At 63.3% G+C, this 22,229-nt stretch carries 25 protein-coding genes; 21 read left to right on the top strand and 4 right to left on the bottom strand.

Translation table 11 applies throughout. The annotated features are described in order from the left end of the window. Complete coding sequence (locus tag RFN28_RS03085; protein WP_320285898.1) at window positions 1–849, bottom strand: MurR/RpiR family transcriptional regulator; 849 nt, start codon at window positions 847–849, stop codon at window positions 1–3. A 224-nt stretch (window positions 850–1,073) separates the two neighbouring features. Between RFN28_RS03085 and RFN28_RS03080 the strand changes: the two genes are divergently transcribed. The 7 genes from RFN28_RS03080 (at window position 1,074) to RFN28_RS03050 (ending at window position 7,203) form a co-directional block, all read left to right on the top strand. Beyond that, window positions 1,074–1,256: a hypothetical protein gene (locus RFN28_RS03080; RefSeq protein WP_192251710.1), complete on the top strand. Its 183-nt coding sequence runs from the start codon at window positions 1,074–1,076 to the stop codon at window positions 1,254–1,256. Window positions 1,257–1,323: 67 nt separating this feature from the next. Further along, window positions 1,324–2,403: a SctD/MshK family protein gene (locus RFN28_RS03075; protein WP_320285897.1), complete on the top strand. Its 1,080-nt coding sequence runs from the start codon at window positions 1,324–1,326 to the stop codon at window positions 2,401–2,403. Between the two features lie 107 nt (window positions 2,404–2,510). Beyond that, window positions 2,511–2,840, top strand: a complete 330-nt coding sequence (locus tag RFN28_RS03070; RefSeq protein WP_320285896.1) for a hypothetical protein — start codon at window positions 2,511–2,513, stop codon at window positions 2,838–2,840. A 146-nt stretch (window positions 2,841–2,986) separates the two neighbouring features. Beyond that, window positions 2,987–3,169, top strand: a complete 183-nt coding sequence (locus RFN28_RS03065) for a hypothetical protein (RefSeq protein ID WP_320285895.1) — start codon at window positions 2,987–2,989, stop codon at window positions 3,167–3,169. Then, window positions 3,166–5,334, top strand: a complete 2,169-nt coding sequence (gene sctV / locus RFN28_RS03060; RefSeq protein ID WP_320285894.1) for a type III secretion system export apparatus subunit SctV — start codon at window positions 3,166–3,168, stop codon at window positions 5,332–5,334. The genes RFN28_RS03065 and sctV overlap by 4 nt, the downstream gene beginning before the upstream one ends. A gap of 48 nt (window positions 5,335–5,382) precedes the next feature. Further along, on the top strand, window positions 5,383–6,741 hold the full coding sequence (locus RFN28_RS03055; protein WP_320285893.1) for a type II and III secretion system protein family protein: 1,359 nt from the start codon (window positions 5,383–5,385) through the stop codon (window positions 6,739–6,741). A 12-nt stretch (window positions 6,742–6,753) separates the two neighbouring features. Continuing rightward, window positions 6,754–7,203, top strand: a complete 450-nt coding sequence (locus tag RFN28_RS03050) for a hypothetical protein (RefSeq protein WP_320285892.1) — start codon at window positions 6,754–6,756, stop codon at window positions 7,201–7,203. Between the two features lie 170 nt (window positions 7,204–7,373). On the opposite strand, the gene RFN28_RS03045 is transcribed toward RFN28_RS03050, so the two are convergent. Next, a complete protein-coding gene (locus RFN28_RS03045) occupies window positions 7,374–8,177 on the bottom strand; it encodes a tetratricopeptide repeat protein (protein WP_320285891.1) in 804 nt (267 codons plus the stop codon). 85 nt (window positions 8,178–8,262) lie between these two features. Here RFN28_RS03045 and RFN28_RS03040 point away from each other — a divergent pair, with 85 nt between their 5' ends. Further along, window positions 8,263–9,303 carry an EscU/YscU/HrcU family type III secretion system export apparatus switch protein gene (locus RFN28_RS03040; RefSeq protein ID WP_320285890.1) on the top strand — a complete coding sequence of 347 codons (1,041 nt, stop codon included), beginning with the start codon at window positions 8,263–8,265 and terminating at the stop codon, window positions 9,301–9,303. Between the two features lie 50 nt (window positions 9,304–9,353). On the opposite strand, the gene RFN28_RS03035 is transcribed toward RFN28_RS03040, so the two are convergent. Together RFN28_RS03035 and RFN28_RS03030 are read right to left on the bottom strand one after the other, a co-directional pair. Further along, a complete protein-coding gene (locus RFN28_RS03035) occupies window positions 9,354–10,571 on the bottom strand; it encodes an NAD(P)/FAD-dependent oxidoreductase (protein WP_320285889.1) in 1,218 nt (405 codons plus the stop codon). 15 nt (window positions 10,572–10,586) lie between these two features. After that, window positions 10,587–11,351 carry an HpcH/HpaI aldolase family protein gene (locus RFN28_RS03030; protein WP_320285888.1) on the bottom strand — a complete coding sequence of 255 codons (765 nt, stop codon included), beginning with the start codon at window positions 11,349–11,351 and terminating at the stop codon, window positions 10,587–10,589. 107 nt (window positions 11,352–11,458) lie between these two features. Here RFN28_RS03030 and RFN28_RS03025 point away from each other — a divergent pair, with 107 nt between their 5' ends. From RFN28_RS03025 to RFN28_RS02965, 13 genes are all read left to right on the top strand, one after another. Next, a complete protein-coding gene (locus RFN28_RS03025; protein WP_320285887.1) occupies window positions 11,459–12,349 on the top strand; it encodes a 2-hydroxy-3-oxopropionate reductase in 891 nt (296 codons plus the stop codon). A 4-nt stretch (window positions 12,350–12,353) separates the two neighbouring features. Next, window positions 12,354–13,166 (top strand): shikimate dehydrogenase family protein, encoded by an 813-nt coding sequence (locus tag RFN28_RS03020; RefSeq protein ID WP_320285886.1) that lies wholly within the window; start codon window positions 12,354–12,356, stop codon window positions 13,164–13,166. After that, the gene (locus RFN28_RS03015; protein WP_320285885.1) at window positions 13,159–13,965 is read left to right on the top strand and encodes an SDR family NAD(P)-dependent oxidoreductase; all 807 of its coding nucleotides are present in this window, start codon (window positions 13,159–13,161) and stop codon (window positions 13,963–13,965) included. Before RFN28_RS03020 ends, RFN28_RS03015 begins: the two co-directional genes overlap by 8 nt. A gap of 10 nt (window positions 13,966–13,975) precedes the next feature. Beyond that, window positions 13,976–14,323: a RidA family protein gene (locus RFN28_RS03010; protein ID WP_320285884.1), complete on the top strand. Its 348-nt coding sequence runs from the start codon at window positions 13,976–13,978 to the stop codon at window positions 14,321–14,323. Window positions 14,324–14,379: 56 nt separating this feature from the next. Then, window positions 14,380–15,168, top strand: a complete 789-nt coding sequence (locus RFN28_RS03005) for a FadR/GntR family transcriptional regulator (RefSeq protein ID WP_320285883.1) — start codon at window positions 14,380–14,382, stop codon at window positions 15,166–15,168. 100 nt (window positions 15,169–15,268) lie between these two features. Further along, the gene (locus RFN28_RS03000) at window positions 15,269–15,424 is read left to right on the top strand and encodes a hypothetical protein (RefSeq protein ID WP_320285882.1); all 156 of its coding nucleotides are present in this window, start codon (window positions 15,269–15,271) and stop codon (window positions 15,422–15,424) included. A gap of 39 nt (window positions 15,425–15,463) precedes the next feature. Then, complete coding sequence (locus tag RFN28_RS02995; protein WP_320285881.1) at window positions 15,464–16,186, top strand: SDR family oxidoreductase; 723 nt, start codon at window positions 15,464–15,466, stop codon at window positions 16,184–16,186. Window position 16,187: 1 nt separating this feature from the next. Then, the gene (locus RFN28_RS02990; RefSeq protein ID WP_320285880.1) at window positions 16,188–16,937 is read left to right on the top strand and encodes an SDR family NAD(P)-dependent oxidoreductase; all 750 of its coding nucleotides are present in this window, start codon (window positions 16,188–16,190) and stop codon (window positions 16,935–16,937) included. A gap of 81 nt (window positions 16,938–17,018) precedes the next feature. Further along, on the top strand, window positions 17,019–17,966 hold the full coding sequence (locus tag RFN28_RS02985; protein WP_320285879.1) for a LysR substrate-binding domain-containing protein: 948 nt from the start codon (window positions 17,019–17,021) through the stop codon (window positions 17,964–17,966). An 85-nt stretch (window positions 17,967–18,051) separates the two neighbouring features. After that, window positions 18,052–19,086, top strand: a complete 1,035-nt coding sequence (locus RFN28_RS02980) for an amino acid ABC transporter substrate-binding protein (RefSeq protein ID WP_320285878.1) — start codon at window positions 18,052–18,054, stop codon at window positions 19,084–19,086. Between the two features lie 76 nt (window positions 19,087–19,162). Continuing rightward, complete coding sequence (locus RFN28_RS02975; protein ID WP_320285877.1) at window positions 19,163–20,329, top strand: ABC transporter permease subunit; 1,167 nt, start codon at window positions 19,163–19,165, stop codon at window positions 20,327–20,329. Window positions 20,330–20,332: 3 nt separating this feature from the next. Then, complete coding sequence (locus tag RFN28_RS02970) at window positions 20,333–21,412, top strand: amino acid ABC transporter permease (protein WP_320285876.1); 1,080 nt, start codon at window positions 20,333–20,335, stop codon at window positions 21,410–21,412. A gap of 13 nt (window positions 21,413–21,425) precedes the next feature. Beyond that, window positions 21,426–22,181 carry an amino acid ABC transporter ATP-binding protein gene (locus RFN28_RS02965; RefSeq protein ID WP_320285875.1) on the top strand — a complete coding sequence of 252 codons (756 nt, stop codon included), beginning with the start codon at window positions 21,426–21,428 and terminating at the stop codon, window positions 22,179–22,181. The last annotated feature ends 48 nt before the right edge of the window (window positions 22,182–22,229 follow it).

Raw genomic sequence — 22,229 nt, 5'->3', positions numbered from 1 at the left:
TTATCGAGGGGGCTTCCAATAAATGCCGAAAGCAGCAAGCTGCTCTTCCGACTGCTTCACTCGTTCCGCGGCATTGGTTTCGGACCGCGCTGCCGTTAGCGCCGCCAGGATTTCGACGGCGGCGAACGCCGGCGACATGCTTCGGAAGAACGATTGCGAATTTGAGGTGACGACGATTGTTTCCCGCGCGATCCGGGTCAGCGGCGACACGCTGCTGTCGGTGATTGCCACTACGCCGACGCCCTGCCGGGCCGCCTGGCGCGCCACCTCTATCGTCATGCGTTCATAGGGCGACATGCCCACAGCAAGGAGCACGTCGCCGCGCCCCGCATGCTGAAGCGCATCCAGACCGTGTCCGGCGATCTCGCCGACAAGCATCACCTTGCGCTCACCGCCAGCCGCGAACGACATGATGTGAACGAAATGGCTGGCAATTGCATAAGCCGAGCCTGAGCCGAGACCGAAAAGATTGCGCGATTCTGCAAGCAGCTTGGCGGCGGCGACGAATTGCATGGCGTTGCCGTATTCGCCAAGACTTGAGATCTGGGCAGCGAGAGAGTCGGCAACGACCCCGGCCGTCGAATACCCCGAATCGCCATCTCGTTCGACACCTTGTCGGGCCGGCTCTCCAGCCGTCGTCTCACGCAGCGCGCGCGCATAAAGGCTGCGCATGTCCTCATAGCCTTCAAGGCCGAGCCACCGCGCCAGCCGCATCATCGTGCTGTGCGAAACGCCGGCTTGCTGCGCCTGCTCGCGCATCGACATCAGCGCCACATCCTTGGGATGATCCAGAACGAAACGCGCCGCCACCCGCAGTTGCGGCGGCATATTCTCAAACCGTTCGACCAACAGCTCCGCCAAAGGACCTTTTTCCATTCCCATTACCCCATAAAACCCCGTCGATCAGGCTACTCCGTGAACGCCTGAAACGCAACAGTTGGAACAAACAAGCTCAAAATATTCCAAGTGGACTTTCATTTCCGATCGTCCTGCCCTAAGCTGTTATAGCAAGTCCCGGACCGCAGGCGTGAGCGCGGGCTTGCAACCTGAATAGCCCCCTCAAGGAGACAATGATGGCTGCTACCCCTCCCATTACATCCGGCTCTGCAGGGTCGCCGGAACAAAACCTGGACAAGATGATCAAGCAGCAGGAGCGCATGTTCAGCCTGGAGATCACGAAAGAGATCGCGAAATCCCAGCACGACATGCTGATGAGCACCGCCAAGACGCTCGGCGAGTCGGCTGAGAAGGCTTGACGCGGGAGATGCTCGAACTCATGCGCCGCCGCGAGCAACCGGCGGCGTACTTTCATGGCGGAAATTTTTGAACGCCGTCATCCGGCAGCATTTGAAATCCTCATCGGCGGGGAGATGGAGTGGCATGACCGCTAGTCCTATCGGCAGATATCTGGATGCCGCGCCAGGTCGCCGGCTTCGGTCGATCATTTCCCCATCGCCGGCAACCGCACAGTCCATCGCGCTCAGCGTGACCCACGGTTTTCATGCAGGCGCCGAACTCAGTCTCGTTGGCCCCCTCTATACGATCGGCTCCAGCACCGAATCGGACGTTGTCCTCAGGGATGCCGGCATCGCTCCGATCCACGCGAGGCTGCGGCGCAAAGGCAGCCAGTTTGAAATCGAAGCCATCGGCGGCGATGTCGCGCTCGCCGCAGGCGAAATCATCCGTGAAGGACAGGGCAGCCGCTGCAGGTTGCCGCTCGTCATCGGTATCGGCGATGCCCGCATCCGGCTGGTCAATCCGGAACAGCCCTCGAGCCGGTGGTTGATCGGCAATCGCCCCATGCTGGTTGCAGGCAGCGTTCTCTTTGCCGTTTTCGCCGTTTCCGTGGCTGCCAACGGGTTCTCTCTCGCCAAGTCCGATTTCTCACTCGCCAAGTCCGACATCGGCGCGCAGACGTCTTCCCGAGGCGATCAGCCGGTCAGAATGGCTTTCGCCGGCGAGCGGGACCAGGACGTGCTGGACGATTCATCGCCGGCGCAGATTCAGACTGTCGCCGAGGCGGAAAGCCAGCTCAAACAGCGTCTCGATCAGTCAGGCATAGCCACGGTGACCGTGCAGCGATCGCCCGGGCGCCTGGTGGTTTCCGGCATGATCCCGAGTGACAAGAGCAACGCCTGGACGGAAACGCAATCCTGGTTCGACCAGGCGTTCGGCGCTCGTGTCCCCCTGGTATCCAACGTCATGATCGGCAACGCGCCGCAGGCGCCGCGCCTGACGCTGCAGGCGATCTGGTATGGCGAGCGGCCTTACGTCATCGCAGCCGATGGCGCGCGTTATCACGAAGGTGCATTCACCGACGACGGCTGGACCGTCAAGCACATCGGCGACACCGAACTTCTCTTGACCAAGGGCGGCGCCACGGTCGCGCTGAAATATCCGTGAACCGCCGGCTCGAAGGGCCGCGCCTCGATTCCGCGAGGAGGGACACTGTCGGCCGCGACGTGCATCAGGCGGAAGGCGTGCGCGGCCAGACAATCAACCGGCGGCGGATGAATGGCGTCGACCAAGGCACAAAACGCGCTCAGGAGACGAAATCGGCGGCGGCCGCCGAAAGGCCTGAAACGGCGGAATTCCAGGCCTCTCGAGATGCGGCAGGCGAATCGCTGGATGACATACTCATCAACTTCGTCATGCCCGCTATTCCGGAGCCGGCCATCCTGCGTCGCTCCGTGCCTATTCTCCAGCATTTCATAACGAACCTGGTCCCTGACCTTGAGGGCGGCGAGCAGCTCAAGACGCTCGCCAGAGCGCTGATCGAGGGTGAGATCGAGCGTCATCGCGATCTGCTTGGTCGCATGCAGGAAGGAATCGAGATCTGACCGACCCGCACGACACGGTCCATCTGCTGCATGTCCTGGGCTATCTCTACGGGTGTCATGGGCAGGCCAAGCGGGGTGCGACGTACCTGCTTATCGCCGCACAGCTGGCGCCGGAAAATGCCGGTCTCCTGAGGACATTGGCGCACTTGCTCATACTGGATGGCGAGGCGGAAAAGGCGCTGGCCACGATTGCCAGGCTGGAGACCTTGGAAGGAATGGACCACCCGGCGCTTGCATTGCTGAAGAGCCGCGCCCTGCTCGTGGCCGGGCGCAAGACGGAGGCTCACAGCGCCTTGCTGCGCTTCCTTTCCCAACGAGGCGTTGAATGACCATGACCGTGTCGGAGCGGCTTCTGCAATTCCTTGCCAGGCTGTCGCGCCGTAGCGATCTGGTCATCGCCGTCCTGATGCTCTTCGCCGTGGTGATGATGCTCATCCCATTGCCGACATTTCTCGTCGACATTCTCATCACCGCGAATATCGCCATCAGTGTGCTCATCCTGCTGGCTTCGTTCTACGTTTCGCATCCGCTGCAGTTTTCGTCGCTGCCGTCGGTCATCCTCATTGCAACCTTGTTCCGGCTGGCGATCACGATCACGACCACGCGGCTGATCCTGCTCCAGGCCGACGCCGGCGAAATCATCACCGCCTTCGGTACCTTCGTCGTCGGCGGCAGCATTGCGGTCGGCCTCGTAATCTTCCTGATCATCACCGTCGCGCAGTTCATCGTGGTTGCGCGGGGTGCGGAACGCGTCGCCGAGGTGGCCGCGCGCTTTACGCTCGATGCGCTGCCGGGCAAGCAGATGAGCATTGATGCCGAACTGCGCAACGGCGATATCGATCAGGCGGAAGCACGCCGTCTGCGCCAGCAGCTGGAGCGCGAGAGCCAGCTGTTCGGCGCGATGGACGGCGCCATGAAATTCGTCAAGGGCGACGTCATCGCCGGGATTGTGATCATCCTGGTCAACCTTATCGGCGGTTTCGCTGTCGGCACGCTGCAGCACGACATGTCGCTGGGCGATGCGGCAGCGACCTACTCGCTGCTCACCGTGGGTGACGGGCTGGTGGCGCAGATACCGGCACTGCTCGTCGCAGTCGCCGCCGGCACGATGGTGACGCGCGTCGGCAGTGCGGATGGGACAGGCGACCTTGGCCGGCAGATAACCAGCCAGCTTCTGCGGGACTCGCGTGCGCTTGCGCTTGCGGCTGTGATCTTGGTTGGCCTTGCCATGGTGCCAGGCTTTCCTTCCATCGTGTTCCTGGTCCTTGGTGCCTGCTTCGGGGCGGGCGCCTATGCAATCAATCACCGCAGCGCCCAGGAATCCGAGTCCAAGGACATCGGGCCGATCGCGATCCAGGAACAACGGGAAAGCTCCGCTTCGCTTTCGGCAATTCCCACCGGAACGCTGCCTGCCTCGTATCGCGTGGTCGCACGCCTCGGCTCCGAACTCGCGGACTCGATACCGGAGTCCGAATTTGCCGCGCTCGCCGACGGCGTTCGCCGCGAACTCTTCGGCGATCTCGGCGTCGACGTTCCGGCGATCGGCATGCAGGTCGACGAGATGCTCTCACCACGAGGCATCCGCATTGACCTGGAAGGCGCGCCCATCCTGGACGCCGAAATTCCCGCCGGCCGCGTTCTCGTCGAAGCGGACCTGACGCACCTCGATCTGCTCGAGGTGACCTACGAAAAAGCCGCCTCGATTGCCGGCCAGCGCAAATTCGTATGGGTCGATGACCGCCACGTCCCGGCGCTGAAAGAAGCCGGCTTCGTATTCTCCACGCCCGCGGAAACGGCCGCCAAGTGGACCGGAAACGCGCTTCGGCTCTATGCCGGTCATTTCGTCGGCATCCAGGAGACACGCAGGCTGCTGTCGGACATGGAGACGGAATACGCGGATCTGGTCAGACAGGTTCAGGAGATCGTGCCGCTGCAGAAGATCGCGGAAGTGCTTCGGAGGCTTGTCGGCGAAAACGTGCCGATCCGCAATCTGCGCCTTATTCTGGAAGCGCTGATCGAATGGGGCCAACGCGAACAGGACGTCGTCCTGCTGACGGAATATGTCCGCACATCCCTGAAGCGCCAGATCAGCTTCCGCTGCGCCGGCCGCAACAACATCATCGCGGCTTACGTGCTGCAGCGGTCGGCGGAGGATGTTCTGCGCAACGCTGTGCAAAGCACATCGACCGGGACATTTCTGAACCTTTCGGATGATGATGCGCAGGCTTTGGTCGGCGAAGTCGAGCGTGCGCTGTCGCACAACTCCAGCGACGTCTCGCCGGTCGTCCTTGCGGCGATGGACGTGCGCCGTCACATGCGCAGCCTGCTCACGCACAATGCGATCGAGCTTCCTGTCCTGTCCTTCCAGGAACTGGCGCAGGAATTCAACGTCCAGCCGCTGGCCACGATCACCGGCCGTGGCGGAAGAGCCGCCGCGCGCGCCCAGGCGCTGCCGTCGGCTCAGGCGAAAGCCGCGCAGGAGGCAGCCTCATGACGGCAGCCGGACGAACGGGGACATCTGGGGAATTAGGAGAGGAACGGCATGACGATCCACGATACCGCAGCAGGCGTTCGATCCGCCGCTTCCGCCTGGCGGACGGAGATGCGCTGGCTCGCTATCGCGACGGTTGGCGTTTTGGTGGCTTTGTTGTTCACGATTGCCGACGCGGCGGCGCAGAACGTATCGCCCCTGCCGAGCAAGCCAACGCTCGACCTGCCGGTCGGGCAAGGGCGCTTGCTGAGGTTCAACGAGCCGGTCGAATCCGTCCTGGTCGCGGACACCACGATCGCAGACCTCCAGGTCGTGTCGCCAAGCATGGTCTATGTCTTCGGCCTCAAACCCGGCCTGACCAATCTCATTGCGGTTACTGCCGACGAGCGGATCGAGGCGACGGCTCAATTCCGCGTCACGCCCGATGTCACGCCCGCCTCCGAAGCCAAGCATACGATGCAGCCGAATTCGGCGACAAATCTCCACATTTTCGGAACCCGCATCGTCATCACGGGTGAGGCACGAGGCGTCGATGAAGCAAAGGATTTGGACAATGTCGCACGCACGTTCTCGCCGCCGGAACAGCCGCCGCTGAACAACATGACCGTGCAGGGTTCGCAGCAGATCAACATCCGTGTCCGCTTCGCCGAAGTCTCACGCACGGAGTTGCAGTCTTATGGCGTCGACTGGTCCGTCGGATACAGGAGCGGCGGCTTCGAATTCAACATGTTCCAGGACAATGGCGTGCCTTCGGGCGACGGGAATTTTGGCTTGAGCCTCGACCAGGCGCACGGCCTCAATTTCGATGTCCTCATCGAAGCCCTGCAACGCAGCGGCGTCGTCAAGATATTGGCCGAGCCGAACTTGACGGCGGTCTCCGGTCAGACGGCGAGCTTTCTCGCAGGCGGCGAGATTCCGGTTCCGATTCCGCAGGGAACTGACGTCGTCACCGTCCAGTACAAGCCCTTTGGCGTATCTCTCGGTTTCACCCCCACGCTGATCGGCCGCAATCGCATCGCGCTTCATGTCCAGCCGGAGGTCAGTTCCCTGTCGGATACCGGGTCGGTAAGCGCAAACGGCTTCGCCATGCCGAGCTTCATCGTGCGCAAGGCCGACACCACGGTCGAAGTGGCGAGCGGTCAGACCTTTGCGATCGCGGGCCTTTTCCAGCAGCGGACCTCGCGCAACCTGGAAAAATTTCCGGTTCTCGGCGATGTGCCCGTGCTTGGCCCGCTCTTTCAATCGCAGCGCTTCCAGCATGAAGAGACCGAACTGGTCATCCTGATCACGCCCTATCTGGTGGCGCCGGTGCGCGACAGTCTCGCCACCCCGCTCGACCGTCCGGCAGCCAAGCGCCTCAGTCGCAAGCACGCCAATGACGCGTCGGCGACGGGTCTGATCATCAAATAGCGGGAAACGACCATGACATTGCGCACCGCTTTCTGCTCCGTTCTTCCCGCGCTGTTTCTGGCCGGCTGCGTGAACAGCCCGCAACAGCGGCAGGATTATTCGCCCGGCTACAGCTATGTTTCGACCGATACCGGCGGCTCCGAGAAAGGCGTCAGCGGCTCCGTGCTTGCTCCCAATGCATGTCTGGCCGAACCGGCCGACGACGACAACCCCGCCGCCAAGACCGACCTGACAATCGTCTCAGGCGTCGGCTCCCACCTGCCGGCCGGCTGCGCCAACGCCTACAATCTTCAGCGCATGGCCGAAAGCCAGCGTGACCTCGTCGAGGGCCGTCGCATGGGGCCGGCCGCCGCGGCGCCGACCGCGCGCGCAGCGCGTCGTTATCTCGATGGCGAGGAGGCTCCGATTGGCGGCGCCAACACCGCGCCGGCAACGCCGCAAACGACGCTTCCCGTCCAATGAGCCGGCGCGATCATCGCCAGTGTGGCACCTGTTTGCGCGGCGGGCTTTGCAAAAGAGCGCCTCAGGCGCTAGAGCGGTTCATCGTTTCACGGAAACGCCGAACCGCTCCACCTCTTTGTTCTCACGCAATTCCGGACGGAAAACCGTTACACACTTTTCCTGGAATTGCTCTAGCCGAGGATGGAGCCGAGCGCCTTGGCTTTGGCCTGCGTGCCGCCCTTCGACCGGATGGTTCTGGCGCGCGCGAGCAAAGTGGCCACCTCCTTGGTCGTCAGGCCGATAGGCGGCGAAGCCTTGACCTGATCGGCCTGGCCAAGAAGTCCGTAGACCATCACAACATTGCGCTTATGGTGCAATTGCGCGTTGGGTGCGGCAGCAATCTTCTGCACCAGCGGCAGTGCGGTGGCGGAGTTGTCCTCGAGGGCTGCCGCCAACGCCATGTTGGTGTCGACGTCGAGATCGCCGGGCGCAAGTTTCAATGCCCGGGCGAAGGTCGCCTGCGCTTCGGCGGTCTGGCCGGCGAATGTCTGCGCCACGCCCAATCGGTTGTAAGCGGCGCTGCTATTGACCAAAGGTGCTGCCTGGGCGAGCGCGCGCATGCCGGCCTCGATATCGCCCGCCTCTATCATCGCCGAGCCAAGCCCGAGCATCGCTTCGCCGTCGTTGGGCGCCTTCGCGAGCGCGGCCTGGTAGGCTTCGGCGGCATCGGCCGGGTATCCCGCCCGCATATAGGCGTCGCCCGCCTTGACGAACGCGCTCGGCTTGGCGTCCGGCATCGCTGCCGCACGCTGGTAGAGCGCTATCGCGGTATCACTTTCCCCGCGCGCATTGATATCGTCGGCAAGTTTGATCAGCCGATCCGACTGCGAGGCAGGGGCTTGGGCCTTCGCGTTGATCGAGCCGGTTTTGGTCGTCTGGCAACCGAACAGCGCCAGTGTGATGACGACTGGCAAGAATACGACATGCAACCGCATATCCACCTCTCCGTATTCAAGCCCGCCCTCACCTTACACAGAGCATCGACGGACTGGAACCACACCAGTGCGGTAAGATTGCAACATGGCCGAAGAAGCTGAGGAAAAGAAACTACCGGCTTCCGACAAGAAGCTGCGCGACGCCCGCCGCAAAGGCAAGGTCCCGCAGAGCCGCGACCTCATCTCGGGCTTCACTTTCTTCGCAGCGCTCGCCTATCTCTATTTTTTCTGGCCGACGCTCTTCAAGCGCCTCTCGGAACTCCTGCAGACCGTTACCGTGCCAGACGGCTCGTTCGCGGATGTCAGCCTGCGCGCCATCCGTCATTCGTTCTCGCTGCTGATGCTTGCCACGCTGCCGCTGGTCGGCATCGTCGTCGTTCTCACCGCGGCCTTCGGCATGCTGGGGACGTTCGGACCAGTCTTCTCATTTGAGCCGCTCAAGCCGCAGTTCGATCATATAAACCCGGCCAAGGGCCTGCAGAAGATCCTGTCGCTCCGCAACGTCATCGAGTTCGCCAAGGGTGTGATCAAGCTGGTGCTGCTGGCATGCCTCTTCGTGTTCGTGCTGATCACATGGCTGCAGCCGCTTTTCGATGCGCCTGGTTGCGGTCCGTCATGCCTGGCCCCAATGATCAAGGCCGTGCTGACGCCTCTCGGAATCGCCGCCAGCCTGGCCTTCGTCGTCATCGGCGTGATCGATGTTCCGGTTCAGCGCTGGCTGTTCCTCCGCGACATGCGCATGACGACAACCGAATACAAGCGCGAGGACAAGGATCTCGAAGGAGATCCGTTGATCCGCCATGAACAGCAGCGGCAGCGGCGCGAGGCGGTGTTGCAACCCGCGAGGTTGGGCGTGAAAAATGCGGTCATCGTCTTCGTATCCGGTGACCGGGCCGTGGCGTTGCGTTACGTCAAGGGCGAAACGCCGGTGCCGGTGATCGTCGGCAAGGGCCAGGGGCGGGCCGCCAACGACATAATGGCCCAAGCGCGCCAGGCTGGCATTCCCGTGGTCGAGGATGGCGCCGTCGCCGAGGCGCTCTTCGAAGGTGCGAATACCGGATCCTATATCGGCCAGCAGATGTTTTCGCCGGTCGTTCGCCATCTCGTCCGACATGGCCTCACTTGAGGCCGAGATTGCCGACTAGTCGCTGCCGATCTCACGGTTTCCCTGCCGGCTCAGATCACGGCTTCTTCGAGAAACGGTTCGTTTCGCGGAATGCGCTCGTAGCTGAACGGCGACAGGTCAAGCGTCTGGAAGGCGCCGTGAACGATCAGCTCCGACACCGCCCGGCCGACCGCCGGCGACTGCTGCAGGCCGTGGCCCGAAAAGCCGTTGGCGAACATGAAATTCTTTACCTCGGGGTGGAAGCCGACGATGCCGTTGTGGTCGAGCATGTTGTACTCATAGTGGCCGGTCCAACTGGTCTGGACCTTCAGCGCGTCGAAGGCCGGAATGCGGTGCCACAGCGCCGGCCAGATATAATCGTCGAACTCCTCGAAATGCATTTCGAAGTCGTCATAGTCGGCCGGGCCGTCGCCCTGCGGCGTGTTGCCGGTGAGGAAGAGCTCGCCCTCCGGCCGCACGAATGTGCCGGAAAGGTCGATGACATTGGGCATGCGGCCAGGGATCGGATTGGCGCTGGCAAAGACGAAGCTGTAGCGCTTGTAGGGCGCGACCGGGATCGACAGCCCGGCCATGGCGGCGACCTGCTGCGCTCTGGGACCGGCGGCGTTGACCAAGGTTCCGCAAGCGACTGTCTCGCCCGTCGCGAGCCGAGCGGAGACAACCCGCCCATCAACGACATCCAGTCCCGTCACGGCATTGTCGATATATTCGACGCCGCTGGCGCGCGCGGCGCGGCGGAAGCCGTTGAGCAGGCCCATCGAATCGAACCAGCCCTCTTCGCGAGCACCCCACGAGCCGCCGCCGAGGTCGTCGACGTTCAGCCACGGGAAACGTTCCCTCAGCGGGCCCGGCTCAAGGAAGACCGTATGGGCGCCCAGACTGCGCTGCAGTTCGACCCGTTCGCGCGCCGCTTCCACGCCTTCGGGCGAGCAGCAATAGAGATATCCGTGTTCCTTGAAGCCTAGATCGGGGGCCGGCTCATTCGTGTAGAACGGGGCCATCCGCTCCTGGAAGCCACGGATGATCTCGATGCCGAACTGGCTGATCTTCACGTTGATCGGATTGGAATATTGCTGGCGGATGGCGCTGGTGGAGAGTGCCGTCGAGGAAAACTCGTAGCTTGAGTCGCGCTCGACCACGAGGATCGAAGCGCGGTTGCCCAGCGCCTGGCTCAGCCAGTAGGCGGTCGACGAGCCAATGACCGCGCCGCCGACGATGACGATGTCGTAGGCGCTGCGCGACGGAGCTTTGTAAGGGGGGATGGCCACGACTGTCTCTCCGCTCTACCGGTTGAACGACGCGATCAGGGCGTCCGAGCCTCGCGCCAGCAGGCCGAGGTCGGAGCCGACGGCGACCATGGTGAAGCCGTCGGCGAGATAGCGGTCGGCATCGGCCTTCGCCGGAGCCAGGATGCCGCTGGCCTTGCCTGCCGCGGCCGCGGCCTTGCGCACGGACGCGATCGCTTCCTGCACATGGGCGGCGCCGGGATTGCCCATCGCGCCCATATTGGTGGAAAGATCGCCGGGCCCGACGAAAAGAACGTCGACGCCTTCAACCGCCGCGATCTCAGCCGCATTGTCAACGCCGGACCCGTCCTCGATCTGCACGGCGAGCAGCTGCTGCTCGCGCGCCTTTGCGTGATAGCCGGCGATGCGTCCGAATGCGTTGGCACGGTGACCGACCGAAAAGCCGCGGAACCCGCCAGGGGCGTAGGTCATGGCGGCGACGATGCTGCGCGCCTGATCGGCCGTCCGCACATTCGGGATCATCAGGCTGCGCGCGCCGACATCCAGGGCCTGCTTCATCAGGTTGGCATCGTCCGACGGCAGGCGCACCACCACCTCGCAGGGGAACGCCGCCGCGACCTGCAGTTGCGCCATGATGCTGCGCAGATCGTTCGGGCTGTGCTCGCCGTCGATCAGCAGCCAGCCAGCTCCGGACCCCGCCACGATCTCGGTGGTGAGCGTTGAGGCCAGCGAACACCAGATGCCGATGTGAGGCTGGCCGGCCTGAACGGTGGCCTTCAGCGAATTGATGCGCTCCTGCATTTGCGATCGGCCTCCATTGAAGAACGTGCATTGAAATTTGTATGATGTCCTATATCATATGTCTAACTTGAGCTGCAAGGCGCTCTGATGCCGGAAGGGAGTTGCACATGAGAATTGGCTTCATCGGACTTGGCGTCATGGGCGCGCCGATGGCGCGGCATCTCGCCGATGCCGGGCATGAGATCGTCACGGTCCTGAACCGCTCGCCTCTGCCTGAAGACCTGAAGGCCTTGGTGGTCGCCTCTCCCGCCGAAGTGGCCCGAACCTGCGAAATCGTCATCACCATGCTGCCCGACACGCCCGACGTGGAGCGCGTCCTGCTCGGACGGAACGGCGTGCTCGAAGGAATCTCGGCCGGCAAGCTTGTCATCGACATGAGCTCGATCAGCCCGATCGCCACCGCCGAGTTCGCGGCGAAGTTCAGGGATGCCGGGGCCGGTTATCTCGATGCGCCGGTCTCCGGTGGAGAGGTCGGCGCCAAGGCGGCGAGCCTCACCATCATGGTCGGCGGTCCTACCGCCGAGTTCGAGCGGGCGCTGCCGATCTTTGAGAAGCTCGGCAAGAACATCACCCTGATCGGCGAAAAGAACGGCGCCGGCCAGACCTGCAAGATCGCCAACCAGATCATCGTCGCGCTCAACATCGAGGCCGTCGCCGAGGCGCTTGTCTTCGCCAGTAAGGCGGGTTGCGACCCTGCCAAGGTGCGCGGCGCGCTGATGGGAGGCTTCGCCTCTTCGCGCGTGCTCGAAGTGCATGGCGAGCGCATGATTTCCCGCAGCTTCGCGCCAGGCTTCCGCGTCCGGCTGCACCAGAAGGACCTCAATCTCGCGCTCGAAAGCGCCCGCGCGCTTGGCGTCGCCCTGCCGAACACGGCAACGGCGCAGCAGCTGATGAATGCCTGTTCGTCCCGACCGGGCGGCCCGGAAGCCGACCATTCGTCCCTCGTCCGAGCACTCGAGATCTTGAGCGACCATGAACTGTCAAAGGAAAGGAACTGAACCGATGCGCGGAACCGGCAAGGCCGATGTCTTCGTCATGCTGGCCCATCCCGTGGGCCATGCTAAGAGCCCTGGTATCTTCAACGAGATCTTCGAGCAGAAGGGGCTCGACAGCCTGATGGTGCCGCTGAGCTGCCGTCCGGAAGATTTCGACACTTTCTGGGCCGGCATCACGGCGGCCGAGAATATCCGCGGCGTCATCATCTCGGTGCCCTACAAGACGGCGGTCTACCATAAATGCGCCGCGGCGCACGACCGCGCAGCGCGTGTGCAGAGCGCAAATTCGGTGCGTCGGCAGGCGGACGGCACCTGGTATGCCGACAATTTCGACGGCGTCGGCTTCATCGATGGGCTGAAGGCAGGCGGACACCGAATCGCCGGCAAGCGTATCCTCCAGGTTGGCGCCGGCGGCGCCGGGTCATCGCTGACCTACTGCCTGGCCGAAGAAGGCGCGGCGGAGATTCGCCTCGCCGACATCGACAGAGATCGCGCCCAAAAACTCGCATCGCTGGTCAGCAAGTCTTTCCCCAATTGCCGCATCGAGGTCGCAGATCCCGATCCGTCCGGAATGGATATGGCGATCAACGCGACGCCGTCCGGCCTGAAGGCCAGCGATCCGCTGCCGATGGACGTGAGCAAGCTGACTCCGGGGATGACCGTGGTCGACATCATCATGGAGCCGGCCGAGACGGCCCTGCTCAAGGCGGCGAAAGAGATCGGCTGCCGTATCCAGCCCGGCCGCCCGATGATGGATTTCCAGGTCGAGGCCATGTCCGAATTCTTCGACATCGAGCGGAAGGACCGCCGCCATGGCTGACGCATCCACCGCCGTCGTCATTGGCGGCACCTCCGGCATCGGACGCGCCATCGCGCTGCGCTTCGCCGAGGACGGCTATCAAGTGGTCGTCGCCGGCCGGGATGCAGTGAGAGGCAAGGAAGCAGCTGGTGCCTGCGAGAATGCCGGCGCGCCGCGTGCCCTCTTTGTCCAGACCGATGTCGCCGACCCCACCTCCGTCGAAGCGCTGTCGCAAACCGTCAGCGATGCGTACGGCACGCCCCATGTCGTGGTCAATTGCGCCGGCATCCTGCAGAGCGGCAAGCATGTGCTCGACCAGGATCTCGCCGAAGACGAGCAGATATGGCGGATCAATTATCGCGGCACGCTGCTTGGCTGCCAGGTGTTCGGCCGGTTGATGTCCGCGGCCGGGCGAGGCGCGATCCTCAATGTCGGCTCCCTCGCGTCTTTCGCGCCGCTGTCATTGCCGGCTTATACGCCGGGGAAGCACGCGGTGCTGGCGCTCACCCAAATGCTTGCGGCCGAGCTCGGCCCGCATGGGGTTCGCGTGAACGCCGTGGCGCCGGGCTACACGCTGTCCGATGGGCTCAAGGCCAAAATCGCCAAGGGCGAGCGCAACCCGCAAGCGATCCAGGCCACCACCGCGCTGCGCCGCTTCGTCGAGCCGCGCGATGTCGCTGAGGCGGCCTTGTTCCTATGTTCAGACCGCGCCGCGTCGATCACCGGCGTCACCCTTCCCGTCGATGCAGGCTGGCTCGTGCAAGCGCCATACGCGCAGTATCTGCAGGGCAATCCCATCCGCCAGAAACCGGCAATCTGAGAGAAATACCGTGAGCGATATCCAGCGCTTCGACTTCGACACCCGAATCCATCACGGTGTCATCCATAACGGCACGCTCTACCTCACCGGCCAGGTCGCCAGGCCGGGCCAGTCCGCAGCCGACCAGATGCGCGAGGTGCTCGCCAAGGTCGACGCGCTGCTCGCCAAGGCCGGCACCGACAAGACCCGCATTCTTCACGTTCAGATGTGGCTGGACGACGTGCGGGACTTCGACGAGGTCAACGGGGTCTGGGACGCCTGGATGCCGAAAGAGCACGCACCGGCGCGTTCGTCCGGCGAAGGGCGCATGGCCAGGCCCGGCATGCTGGTCGAGCTCATCGTCACCGCGGCGGTTTGAATGGTCTTGCCGGTTCGGGCATCATCCCGAATCTGAACTTGAACGGAAGGACCTCAATGACGAAGCGCAAGCCGCTTTCCACCGTCGTGGCGGAGAGCCTGGCCGAAAAGATCCGCTCCGGTCAGTTGCAGCCCGGCGCACAATTGCCGACCGAGGCGGAGCTTTGCGCCGAATATGATGTCAGCCGCACCGTCGTGCGCGAAGCGGTGGCACGCCTGCGCTCGGAAGGCATGGTGGTGCCGCAGCAGGGACGCGGCATGTTCGTCAGCGAAACGCCTGCGCCGCGCAATTTCTCGATCCCGGACGAGGCACTGAGAACCTTGCCGGAAACCATCGCTTTGCTCGAACTCAGATTGAGCGTCGAGGTGGAATCCGCCGGGCTCTGCGCGGAACGGCGGACCGACAAGGAGGCCAGCGATATCCGATCGATGATGGACGAGATCGACGCGCAGCAGGCCGACCCCGCCGCCGTCCAGATCCACTACGACTACGATTTCCACCTCGCGATCGCCAAGGCGGCGCGCAACGAGTTCATCCACGGCTTCCTCGCCTATCTCGGGCCGACGATCGTGCCGCGCTTCCAACTCGGCTATGTGGTCGAGCCGGCGCTCAAGGACAGTTATTACGCGCGCATCCACAGTGAGCACAAAGCCATCGTCGATGCCATCGAAAGGCAGGACGCAGGCAAGGCCCGCCAGGCCATGCGCAAGCATCTGCACAACAGCCTGGGACGCGTGCGCGCCCTGGCGAGAGCCTCGGGCGTCGAAGCGACGAACGCTGAGCAAAAGGCCGCTGCGGCCTCTCTTTTCACCAAGATGAAAAGGCCCGTGCCGACGGACGGATAAGCCGCGCCGACTTGCAACCCTGAACGCCAACGCCGGAGGCAGGCCAACAGGCGATTGCGAAAGCCATGTTTTTTGTCCACCGGCCGGCGGGAATCCTTTCTTGCGCACTGAAAGCATTGTTTTCCTTTGGTTTGCCGCCCTGGGGAACGTGCCGACAGCGTGGAACGTTTCAGATGCAGGAAAGGCTTTCGAAAGTTTATCTTTCCTTTTTGCTGCTTTTCTTGGTTTCGCGGCATCGGCCGAGGCCGCAAACTGACGCCAGGCAATCGGGGAAGCCGCAATCGGGGAAGCCAAGGTGACGACAGCCTTCATCACAGGTGCGACGAGCGGCATAGGGCGGGCGATCGCCATCGCCTTGAGCGACGCCGGCTACGATGTCTATGCGGTCGGCCGCAGCCAAGCCGCGCTGAAGGAACTGCAGGCCGAGCGTCCTGGCATCGTGCCGATCGCCGTCGACGTCACCGACCGCGAGGCGCTGGAGTCCGTGGTGGCGGATCTCACCATCGATGTGCTGATCAACAATGCCGGCATCATGCCGCCGCTCAGCAACTTCGCCGACATGAAGATCGCCGATATCGACACCACTCTCGAAGTGAACCTCAGCGCGGCAATCCTGCTTACCCGCCTCGTCGTGCCGCAGATGCGCGAGCGGCAGTCGGGACATATCCTCTTCACCGGTTCCTCCGCCGCCCACGCGGCCTTCCCCAATGTAGCCGTCTATTCGGCCACCAAGGCGGCAATCGCTGGCTTTGCCGCCGCCTTGCGCGCCGACCTCTCGCAATTCGGCATTCGCGTGACCGAGATCGTGCCCGGCCGCGTCGAGACGCAGCTTTACAAGGACATACTCGACGCCGAGGCGCGGGCAGCGATGTATGCCGGCAATGTCGCCGTTCAGCCAGACGACGTGGCCAAAATGGTCGTCGCCCTGCTGGCGCTCCCCGCATGGGCCGACGTCACCCGTTTCGACATCATGCCGACCCGGCCGACAACGCCGAGCGGAAGCAAGCAAGGGAAATAGTATGAAAGATCTTTCGATTCTGATCGTTGGCGGCGGCGCCGGCCTTGGTGCACTTCTGGCGCGGATGGCCGTTGAAGCCGGGGCAGCTAAGATCGGCATCATCGACATTAACCAGGAAGCCGCCGAGGCCGCGCTTGGACCGGCGAAGGCGAAGGGCCTGCCGACCGCGGCCGCCGCTTGCGACATCCAGGTCGGCCCTCAATGCCACGCCGCTTTCGACGCAATCGCCGCGAAGCTCGGGCGCATCGACACGCTGATCAACTGCGCCGCGATCTATCCCCGCCGCCCGCTCCTCGAGATCACCGACGCCGAGTGGGACGCCTCCAACGGCATCAACATCAAGGGCACCTACCACATGATGGTGGCGGCCGTGCGCCACATGCAGTCGCAGGAGCCGAAAGCCCATGTGCGCGGGCGGATCGTCAATCTGACCTCCGTCGATGCCTTCAAGGCGCATCCGCAGAACGCCCATTATGCGGCGACCAAGGCCGCCGTCGTCAGCCTCACGCGCTCCTTTGCCCATTACGTCGCCAAGGACGGGATCCTGGTGAATTCCGTGGCGCCGGCCGGCATGGCTACCGAGAAGGCAAAAGCCCTCGGCTTCCTGGAGGAACTCGCCAAGGCAAGTCCGCTCGGCCGTGGCGCCGAGCCGACGGAAATCGCCGAATGGGTGCTGATGACCGGCGGACCCAAGAACACCTACATGACCGGGGAAAACGTAATCGTCTCAGGCGGTTACATATACGCGTAGCCAATTTCGGAAGCCGGCGGCGACTGAAACACGGCAGTGCATGATCAACGGAGTCTCGAAGCAAAGGAGGCGGACTTCACGATGACCGGCAAGCTTCGCCTTCCTTCGTTGAATGCGCTGCGCGTCTTCCATGCCGTGGTGCAGCACAAGAGTTTCCGCCAGGCCGCCGACGAGCTTTTGGTGACGCCGCAGGCCGTCGGACAGCAGATCAAGCTGCTGGAAGACACGCTCCAGGTGACGCTGTTCGAGCGCAAGGGCCGGTCGATCGAGCTGACCGAGTCGGCGATCCTACTCTCGCACTACGTCAAGGCCGGCTTCGATGAGTTTTCCGAAGGCGTTCGCCGCGTCACCAAGTCGAACTACCGCGACCGCATCAATCTCAATGCAAGCCCCTATTTCGCCACGCACTACCTGCTGCCGCGACTTTCCCTATTCCGCGAGATCCTGCCAGGCGCTGATCTCCGCCTGACGACGATGGTCGACCTGCCCGATTTTGGACGGGACGACATCGATATGACGGTGCAGTGGGGCTACGGCAACTGGCCGGACTATGAGACCACGCTGCTGGTGCCGGATCCGAAGATCATCTGCTGCACCCCGGCGATCGGCGAGAAGATCAAGTCGGCGCAGGACCTGACGCGGTTCACGCTGCTCGACACCGTCAAGTCGAAGCGGCTGTGGCCGGACATATTGCGTCATCTCGCCGTCGAGCAGACGCAGGGCGACCGCAGTATCGGCTTCGACGACGCGGCCACCATGCGCCGCGCGACGCTCCAGGGCATCGGCGTGGGCTTGGTCTCGGTCATCGACGCCGAGGAGGATTTGCGGTCCGGCGCGTTGGTCGCGCCGCTTGGTCGCGACGCTCTTTCGAACATGAAGCCCGAGGAAGTGCCGGGCTTCTACCTCGTCATGCCGCGCGGGCATCTGCGCGTGAAGGCGGTGGCTGCCCTGCATCGCTGGCTCGTCCAGCAGGATTGGGGAAGCGACCTCAAGCTCTCTCTGCCGAAACCGACCCCGCTCTCCGACTAGGAGCGGCTTCGCCACCGGGGTCCGAAGCCTGTTTCGGACCCCCAACAACAAGAACAAGTGAACCTCAACAGTGGAGACAACAAACATGAAAATGATGAAATGGGGGGCCGCAGCCATGGCCCTTGGCCTGGTTCATTTCGCGGCGCCGGCCGAGGCCGCCGGCGGCAAGACGCTCGAAACCGTCAAGGCGCGCGGCGTGCTCAACTGCACCGGTCACGACGGCTCCTATCTCGGCTTCGCCGAGGTGGACAACAAGGGCACCTGGAAGGGCATGGACATCGACCTCTGCAAGGCGGTAGCCACGGCTGTGTTCGGCGATCCGGCAAAGCTGAAGATCGTGCCGATCAGCTGGGCGCAGCGCTGGCCGTCGCTCCAGTCGGGCGACGTCGACATCATCATCAAGGCGTCGGGCGGCACGCTCAGCCGCGACACCGAGCTCGGCCTGCAATTCTCCACGTCCTATTACCTCGGCACGACCAAGGTGATGGCGCACAAGGAGCTCAACCTGAAGTCGCTCAAGGACGCCAATGGCGGCACGATCTGCATCCCCGCCGGCACTTCGCAGGAGCAGCAGGTCGCCGCTTACGCGCAGAAGATCGGGATAAAGCTCGAGCCCGTGGTCATCGAAAAGACCGAGGAGCTGGAGCAGGCTTACTTCTCTGGACGCTGCGACCTCTATGCGCAGTGGGGCCCCACGCTCGCCATTGCCCGCATCGCCAAGAGCAAGGTCGAGGACCATGTCATCCTGCCCGACGTGCTCGCGGTCGAGCCCGAAGTCATGATCATGCGGCAGGGCGACGACAACTGGGTCGATATCGCCAACTGGACGCTCAGCGCGCTGATCTTTGCCGAGCAGGAGGGCATCACCTCCAAGAATGTCGACGAGATCAAGGACAAGCCGACCTCGCCGCAGGTCGCCAAGTTCCTCGGCGCCACGCCGGGCATGGGCAAGGGCCTCGGGCTTTCCGACGACTGGGCCTACAACGTGATCAAGAAGGTCGGCAATTACGGCGAGATCTTCGAGCGCGATCTCGGCAAGGACTCGCCCTACAAGATGGATCGCGAGCTCACCAACCTGTGGAACAATGGCGGCGTCCTGTTCCCGCTGGTGATCGACTGATCCGCTTCTAAACCTCTCGCGCTTTAGGCTCCGCCTGGCATCGCCCGGCGGAGCCGGCGACAATTCGGGGAAGACCATGATGGTCAGCCTGCTGAGATATCAGAGGGTCCGCAACACGCTGCTGCAGGTCCTTTATGTCGGCTCGCTTGCCGCGCTGGTGCTCGCTTGCGCCTTGATCGCGCGACAGAACCTTGCGCAGCAAGGCATCACCTCCGGCTTCGACTTCCTGTTCAAGTCGACGGGCTGGGATGTCAGCTTCTCGCTCCTGCCGGCCGCTCCAACCGATCCCTATTGGTGGTACTTCCTCATCGGTGTCATCAACACGCTTTTCTTGGGAAGCGTCGGGCTGATGCTGGCGACCATCGTCGGGACGATCATCGGCCTGGCGAGAACCTCGTCGAACGAGCTCGCCCAGTTGTTGGGCCGCACCTATGTCGACATCTTCCGCAACATCCCGCTGATCCTCCAGGTCTTCTTCTGGTACGCGGTCATCACGCATCTGCCGACACCGCGCGCCGCGCATCAGGCGCTTGGCATGCTCCTGACCAGCCGCGGCCTCTACGTGCCGATCCCCAATGTCGGCGGCGTTGCGTTTGCTGCGGCAATACTTACCGTGATCGCGGCAATCGCGCTTCCGGTCTGGCTGGGCCGGACCTCCCGCCTTAGCCAACCACTCGGTGAGCGGCTCGGCATTCAACTCACCGCGGCAGCGACGGCGCTGACAACCGCCGCCGTCATCCTGGCGCTTGGTCGCCTGCCGGACCTGCCGCTCCTCGACTTCCCCGCCTTGCAAGGCCTCAACCTCAAGGGCGGCCTGCGCATTCCGCCGGAGTTTTCCGCGCTGGCAGTGGCAATCGCGATCTATGGCGGCTCCTACATCGCCGAGATCGTGCGCGGCGGCTTCAAGGCTGTCGGCAAGGGGCAAATGGAGGCCGCACTTTCGCTGGGGCTCAGCCCCTGGCGCGTCTTCACACTGGTGCGGCTGCCGCTGGCGCTGCGCGCCATGCTGCCGATCCTCGCCAACCAGTATGTCTGGCTGATGAAGGCGACGACCATGGGCATTGCGGTGGGTTTCACCGACTTCTTCATGATCGTGGCGCTGACCATCAATCACTCCGGCCAGACGCTGGAAGCGATCGGCATCCTGATGGCGGGCTTCCTCGTCATCAATCTCAGCCTCGCCGCCGTATTCAACCGCATAAACAAGGCCATTGCCCTCAAGGGCAATCAACTGAGGGGGTGAGACATGGAGATGGTCGTTGTCGCTCCACCTGCCCCGGGCAGGATCGAGGATCTGAGGCGGCGCTTCTTCGCGACACCGCTTCAGGCGCTGTTGTCGCTGGCCTCCCTGGCGATCATGGTTTTCGTCCTCTGGAAGCTGCTCAACTGGGCGGTCTTTTCGGCCGTCTTCACCACGGCCGGCGGACCTGAGGCCTGCCAGGCGGCGGCCGGAGCCTGCTGGTCGGTCATCGCCGCCAGGTGGCGCATCATCCTGTTCGGCCTCTATCCCTTCGAGGAGCAATGGCGCTCGGCGCTCGCCTGCGTCACCGTGGTGGTGATGACGGCGTTGAGTTGCATGCCGGCCTTCTGGACCGGCCGCCGCATCGCGCTCGTTTGGGGAACCGGAGCCGCCCTCTACTACGTGCTGATGAAAGGCGGCGTGCTTGGCCTGCCCTATGTCGGCGAGGAAGCTTGGGGCGGGCTGGCCCTCACCCTCTTCATCTTCGTCACCACCTGCCTGATCGGCTTCCCGCTGGCGATCTGCCTGGCCTTGCTGCGCCGCTCCGAGTTGCCCTGGATATCCAGGACCACCGGCCTCATCATCGATGCGGTCCGCTCGCTGCCGTTGATCTCGATCCTCTTCACCTTCGCCGTGGTGCTGCCCTTCGCGCTGCCGCAATGGCTGCAGGGCGACAAGCTCTACCGGGTGATCATCGGCTCGGCCCTGTTCTTCTCGGCTTATCAGGCGGAGATCGTCAGGGGCGGTATGCAGGGCGTTCCGAAGGGACAGGAAGAGGCCGCCATGGCTCTCGGCATGAGCTACTGGCAGCGCATCGGCCGCATCCTGCTGCCGCAGGCCATGCGCAACGCTTTGCCGGCAACGATCAACCAATTTGTCATCTCGTTCAAGGAAACCTCGCTGGTGGTGATCGTCGGCTTTTTCGAGATTCTGGCCTCCGGCAACGCCGCCTACGGCACCGGCGAGTGGCGCTTCGCCTACGTCGAGGTCTATGCCTTCATTGCTTTCATCTATTTCGTCTTTGTCTTCAGCCTGTCCCGCTACGGCGCTTTCCTCGAGCGGCGCATGTCGGTCGGCGAACGGTAATGGAGGCGCGCAAGTGAATTCGACCCAATCAATCGGAACCGCGGTTCATATCGACAACCTCGACAAGTACTACGGCTCGTTCCACGCGCTGCGGAAGATAAACCTTTCCGTGAAGCGCGGCGAAAGGATCGTCATCTGCGGCCCCTCCGGGTCGGGCAAGTCGACCATGATCCGCTGCATCAACCGGCTCGAACAGCACAATGGCGGCCGCATCACGGTGCTCGGCACCGAGCTCAACGACGATGTCGGCAACATCGACGAGATCAGGCGCGAAGTCGGTATGGTGTTCCAGCACTTCAACCTGTTCCCGCATATGACGGTGCTGGAGAACTGCATGATCGCACCAATGATCGTGCGCAAGCGGCCGCGCGCGGAAGCCGAGGCGACGGCCCGGCGGTATCTGGAGAAGGTGCGCATTCCCGAGCAGGCGATGAAGTTCCCCGGACAGCTCTCCGGCGGCCAGCAGCAGCGCGTGGCGATCGCCCGTGCGCTCTGCATGCAGCCTCAGATCATGCTGTTCGACGAGCCGACCTCGGCGCTCGACCCGGAAATGATCGCGGAGGTGCTGGACGTCATGGTGACCCTTGCCTCAGAAGGCATGACGATGATCTGCGTCACGCATGAGATGGGCTTCGCCCGTCGCGCCGCCGACCGGGTGATCTTCATGGATGGCGGCGAGATCGTCGAGGAGGCGCCGCCGGAGGAGTTCTTCACCTCTTGCGGCAACGAGCGCACGCGGCAGTTCCTGTCGCAGGTGCTGGGTCATTGAGCCGGGCGGCACTGCTGTCTATACGCGGCTCATCACTACATCTCCGGT

The organism is Mesorhizobium album (genome assembly GCF_033977205.1).
Taxonomy (GTDB): Bacteria; Pseudomonadota; Alphaproteobacteria; order Rhizobiales; family Rhizobiaceae; genus Mesorhizobium; species Mesorhizobium album.
The sequence above is the reverse complement of the archived record's forward strand: the minus strand, read 5'-3'. Positions and strand labels throughout refer to the sequence as shown.

Bases quoted from the DNA above. Each gene is read 5' to 3' on its own strand.
- RFN28_RS02970 (WP_320285876.1), top strand. From the start codon at position 20,333: ATGGAGATGGTCGTTGTCGCTCCACCTGCCCCGGGCAGGATCGAGGAT.
- RFN28_RS03055 (WP_320285893.1), top strand. From the start codon at position 5,383: ATGACGATCCACGATACCGCAGCAGGCGTTCGATCCGCCGCTTCCGCC.
- RFN28_RS03015 (WP_320285885.1), top strand. From the start codon at position 13,159: ATGGCTGACGCATCCACCGCCGTCGTCATTGGCGGCACCTCCGGCATC.
- RFN28_RS03030 (WP_320285888.1), bottom strand. From the start codon at position 11,351: ATGCAGGAGCGCATCAATTCGCTGAAGGCCACCGTTCAGGCCGGCCAG.
- sctV (WP_320285894.1), top strand. From the start codon at position 3,166: ATGACCATGACCGTGTCGGAGCGGCTTCTGCAATTCCTTGCCAGGCTG.
- RFN28_RS03040 (WP_320285890.1), top strand. From the start codon at position 8,263: ATGGCCGAAGAAGCTGAGGAAAAGAAACTACCGGCTTCCGACAAGAAG.
- RFN28_RS03025 (WP_320285887.1), top strand. From the start codon at position 11,459: ATGAGAATTGGCTTCATCGGACTTGGCGTCATGGGCGCGCCGATGGCG.
- RFN28_RS03045 (WP_320285891.1), bottom strand. From the start codon at position 8,177: ATGCGGTTGCATGTCGTATTCTTGCCAGTCGTCATCACACTGGCGCTG.
- RFN28_RS02985 (WP_320285879.1), top strand. From the start codon at position 17,019: ATGACCGGCAAGCTTCGCCTTCCTTCGTTGAATGCGCTGCGCGTCTTC.
- RFN28_RS03005 (WP_320285883.1), top strand. From the start codon at position 14,380: ATGACGAAGCGCAAGCCGCTTTCCACCGTCGTGGCGGAGAGCCTGGCC.
- RFN28_RS02990 (WP_320285880.1), top strand. From the start codon at position 16,188: ATGAAAGATCTTTCGATTCTGATCGTTGGCGGCGGCGCCGGCCTTGGT.
- RFN28_RS02980 (WP_320285878.1), top strand. From the start codon at position 18,052: ATGAAAATGATGAAATGGGGGGCCGCAGCCATGGCCCTTGGCCTGGTT.
- RFN28_RS03070 (WP_320285896.1), top strand. From the start codon at position 2,511: ATGAATGGCGTCGACCAAGGCACAAAACGCGCTCAGGAGACGAAATCG.
- RFN28_RS02975 (WP_320285877.1), top strand. From the start codon at position 19,163: ATGATGGTCAGCCTGCTGAGATATCAGAGGGTCCGCAACACGCTGCTG.
- RFN28_RS03080 (WP_192251710.1), top strand. From the start codon at position 1,074: ATGGCTGCTACCCCTCCCATTACATCCGGCTCTGCAGGGTCGCCGGAA.
- RFN28_RS03050 (WP_320285892.1), top strand. From the start codon at position 6,754: ATGACATTGCGCACCGCTTTCTGCTCCGTTCTTCCCGCGCTGTTTCTG.
- RFN28_RS03020 (WP_320285886.1), top strand. From the start codon at position 12,354: ATGCGCGGAACCGGCAAGGCCGATGTCTTCGTCATGCTGGCCCATCCC.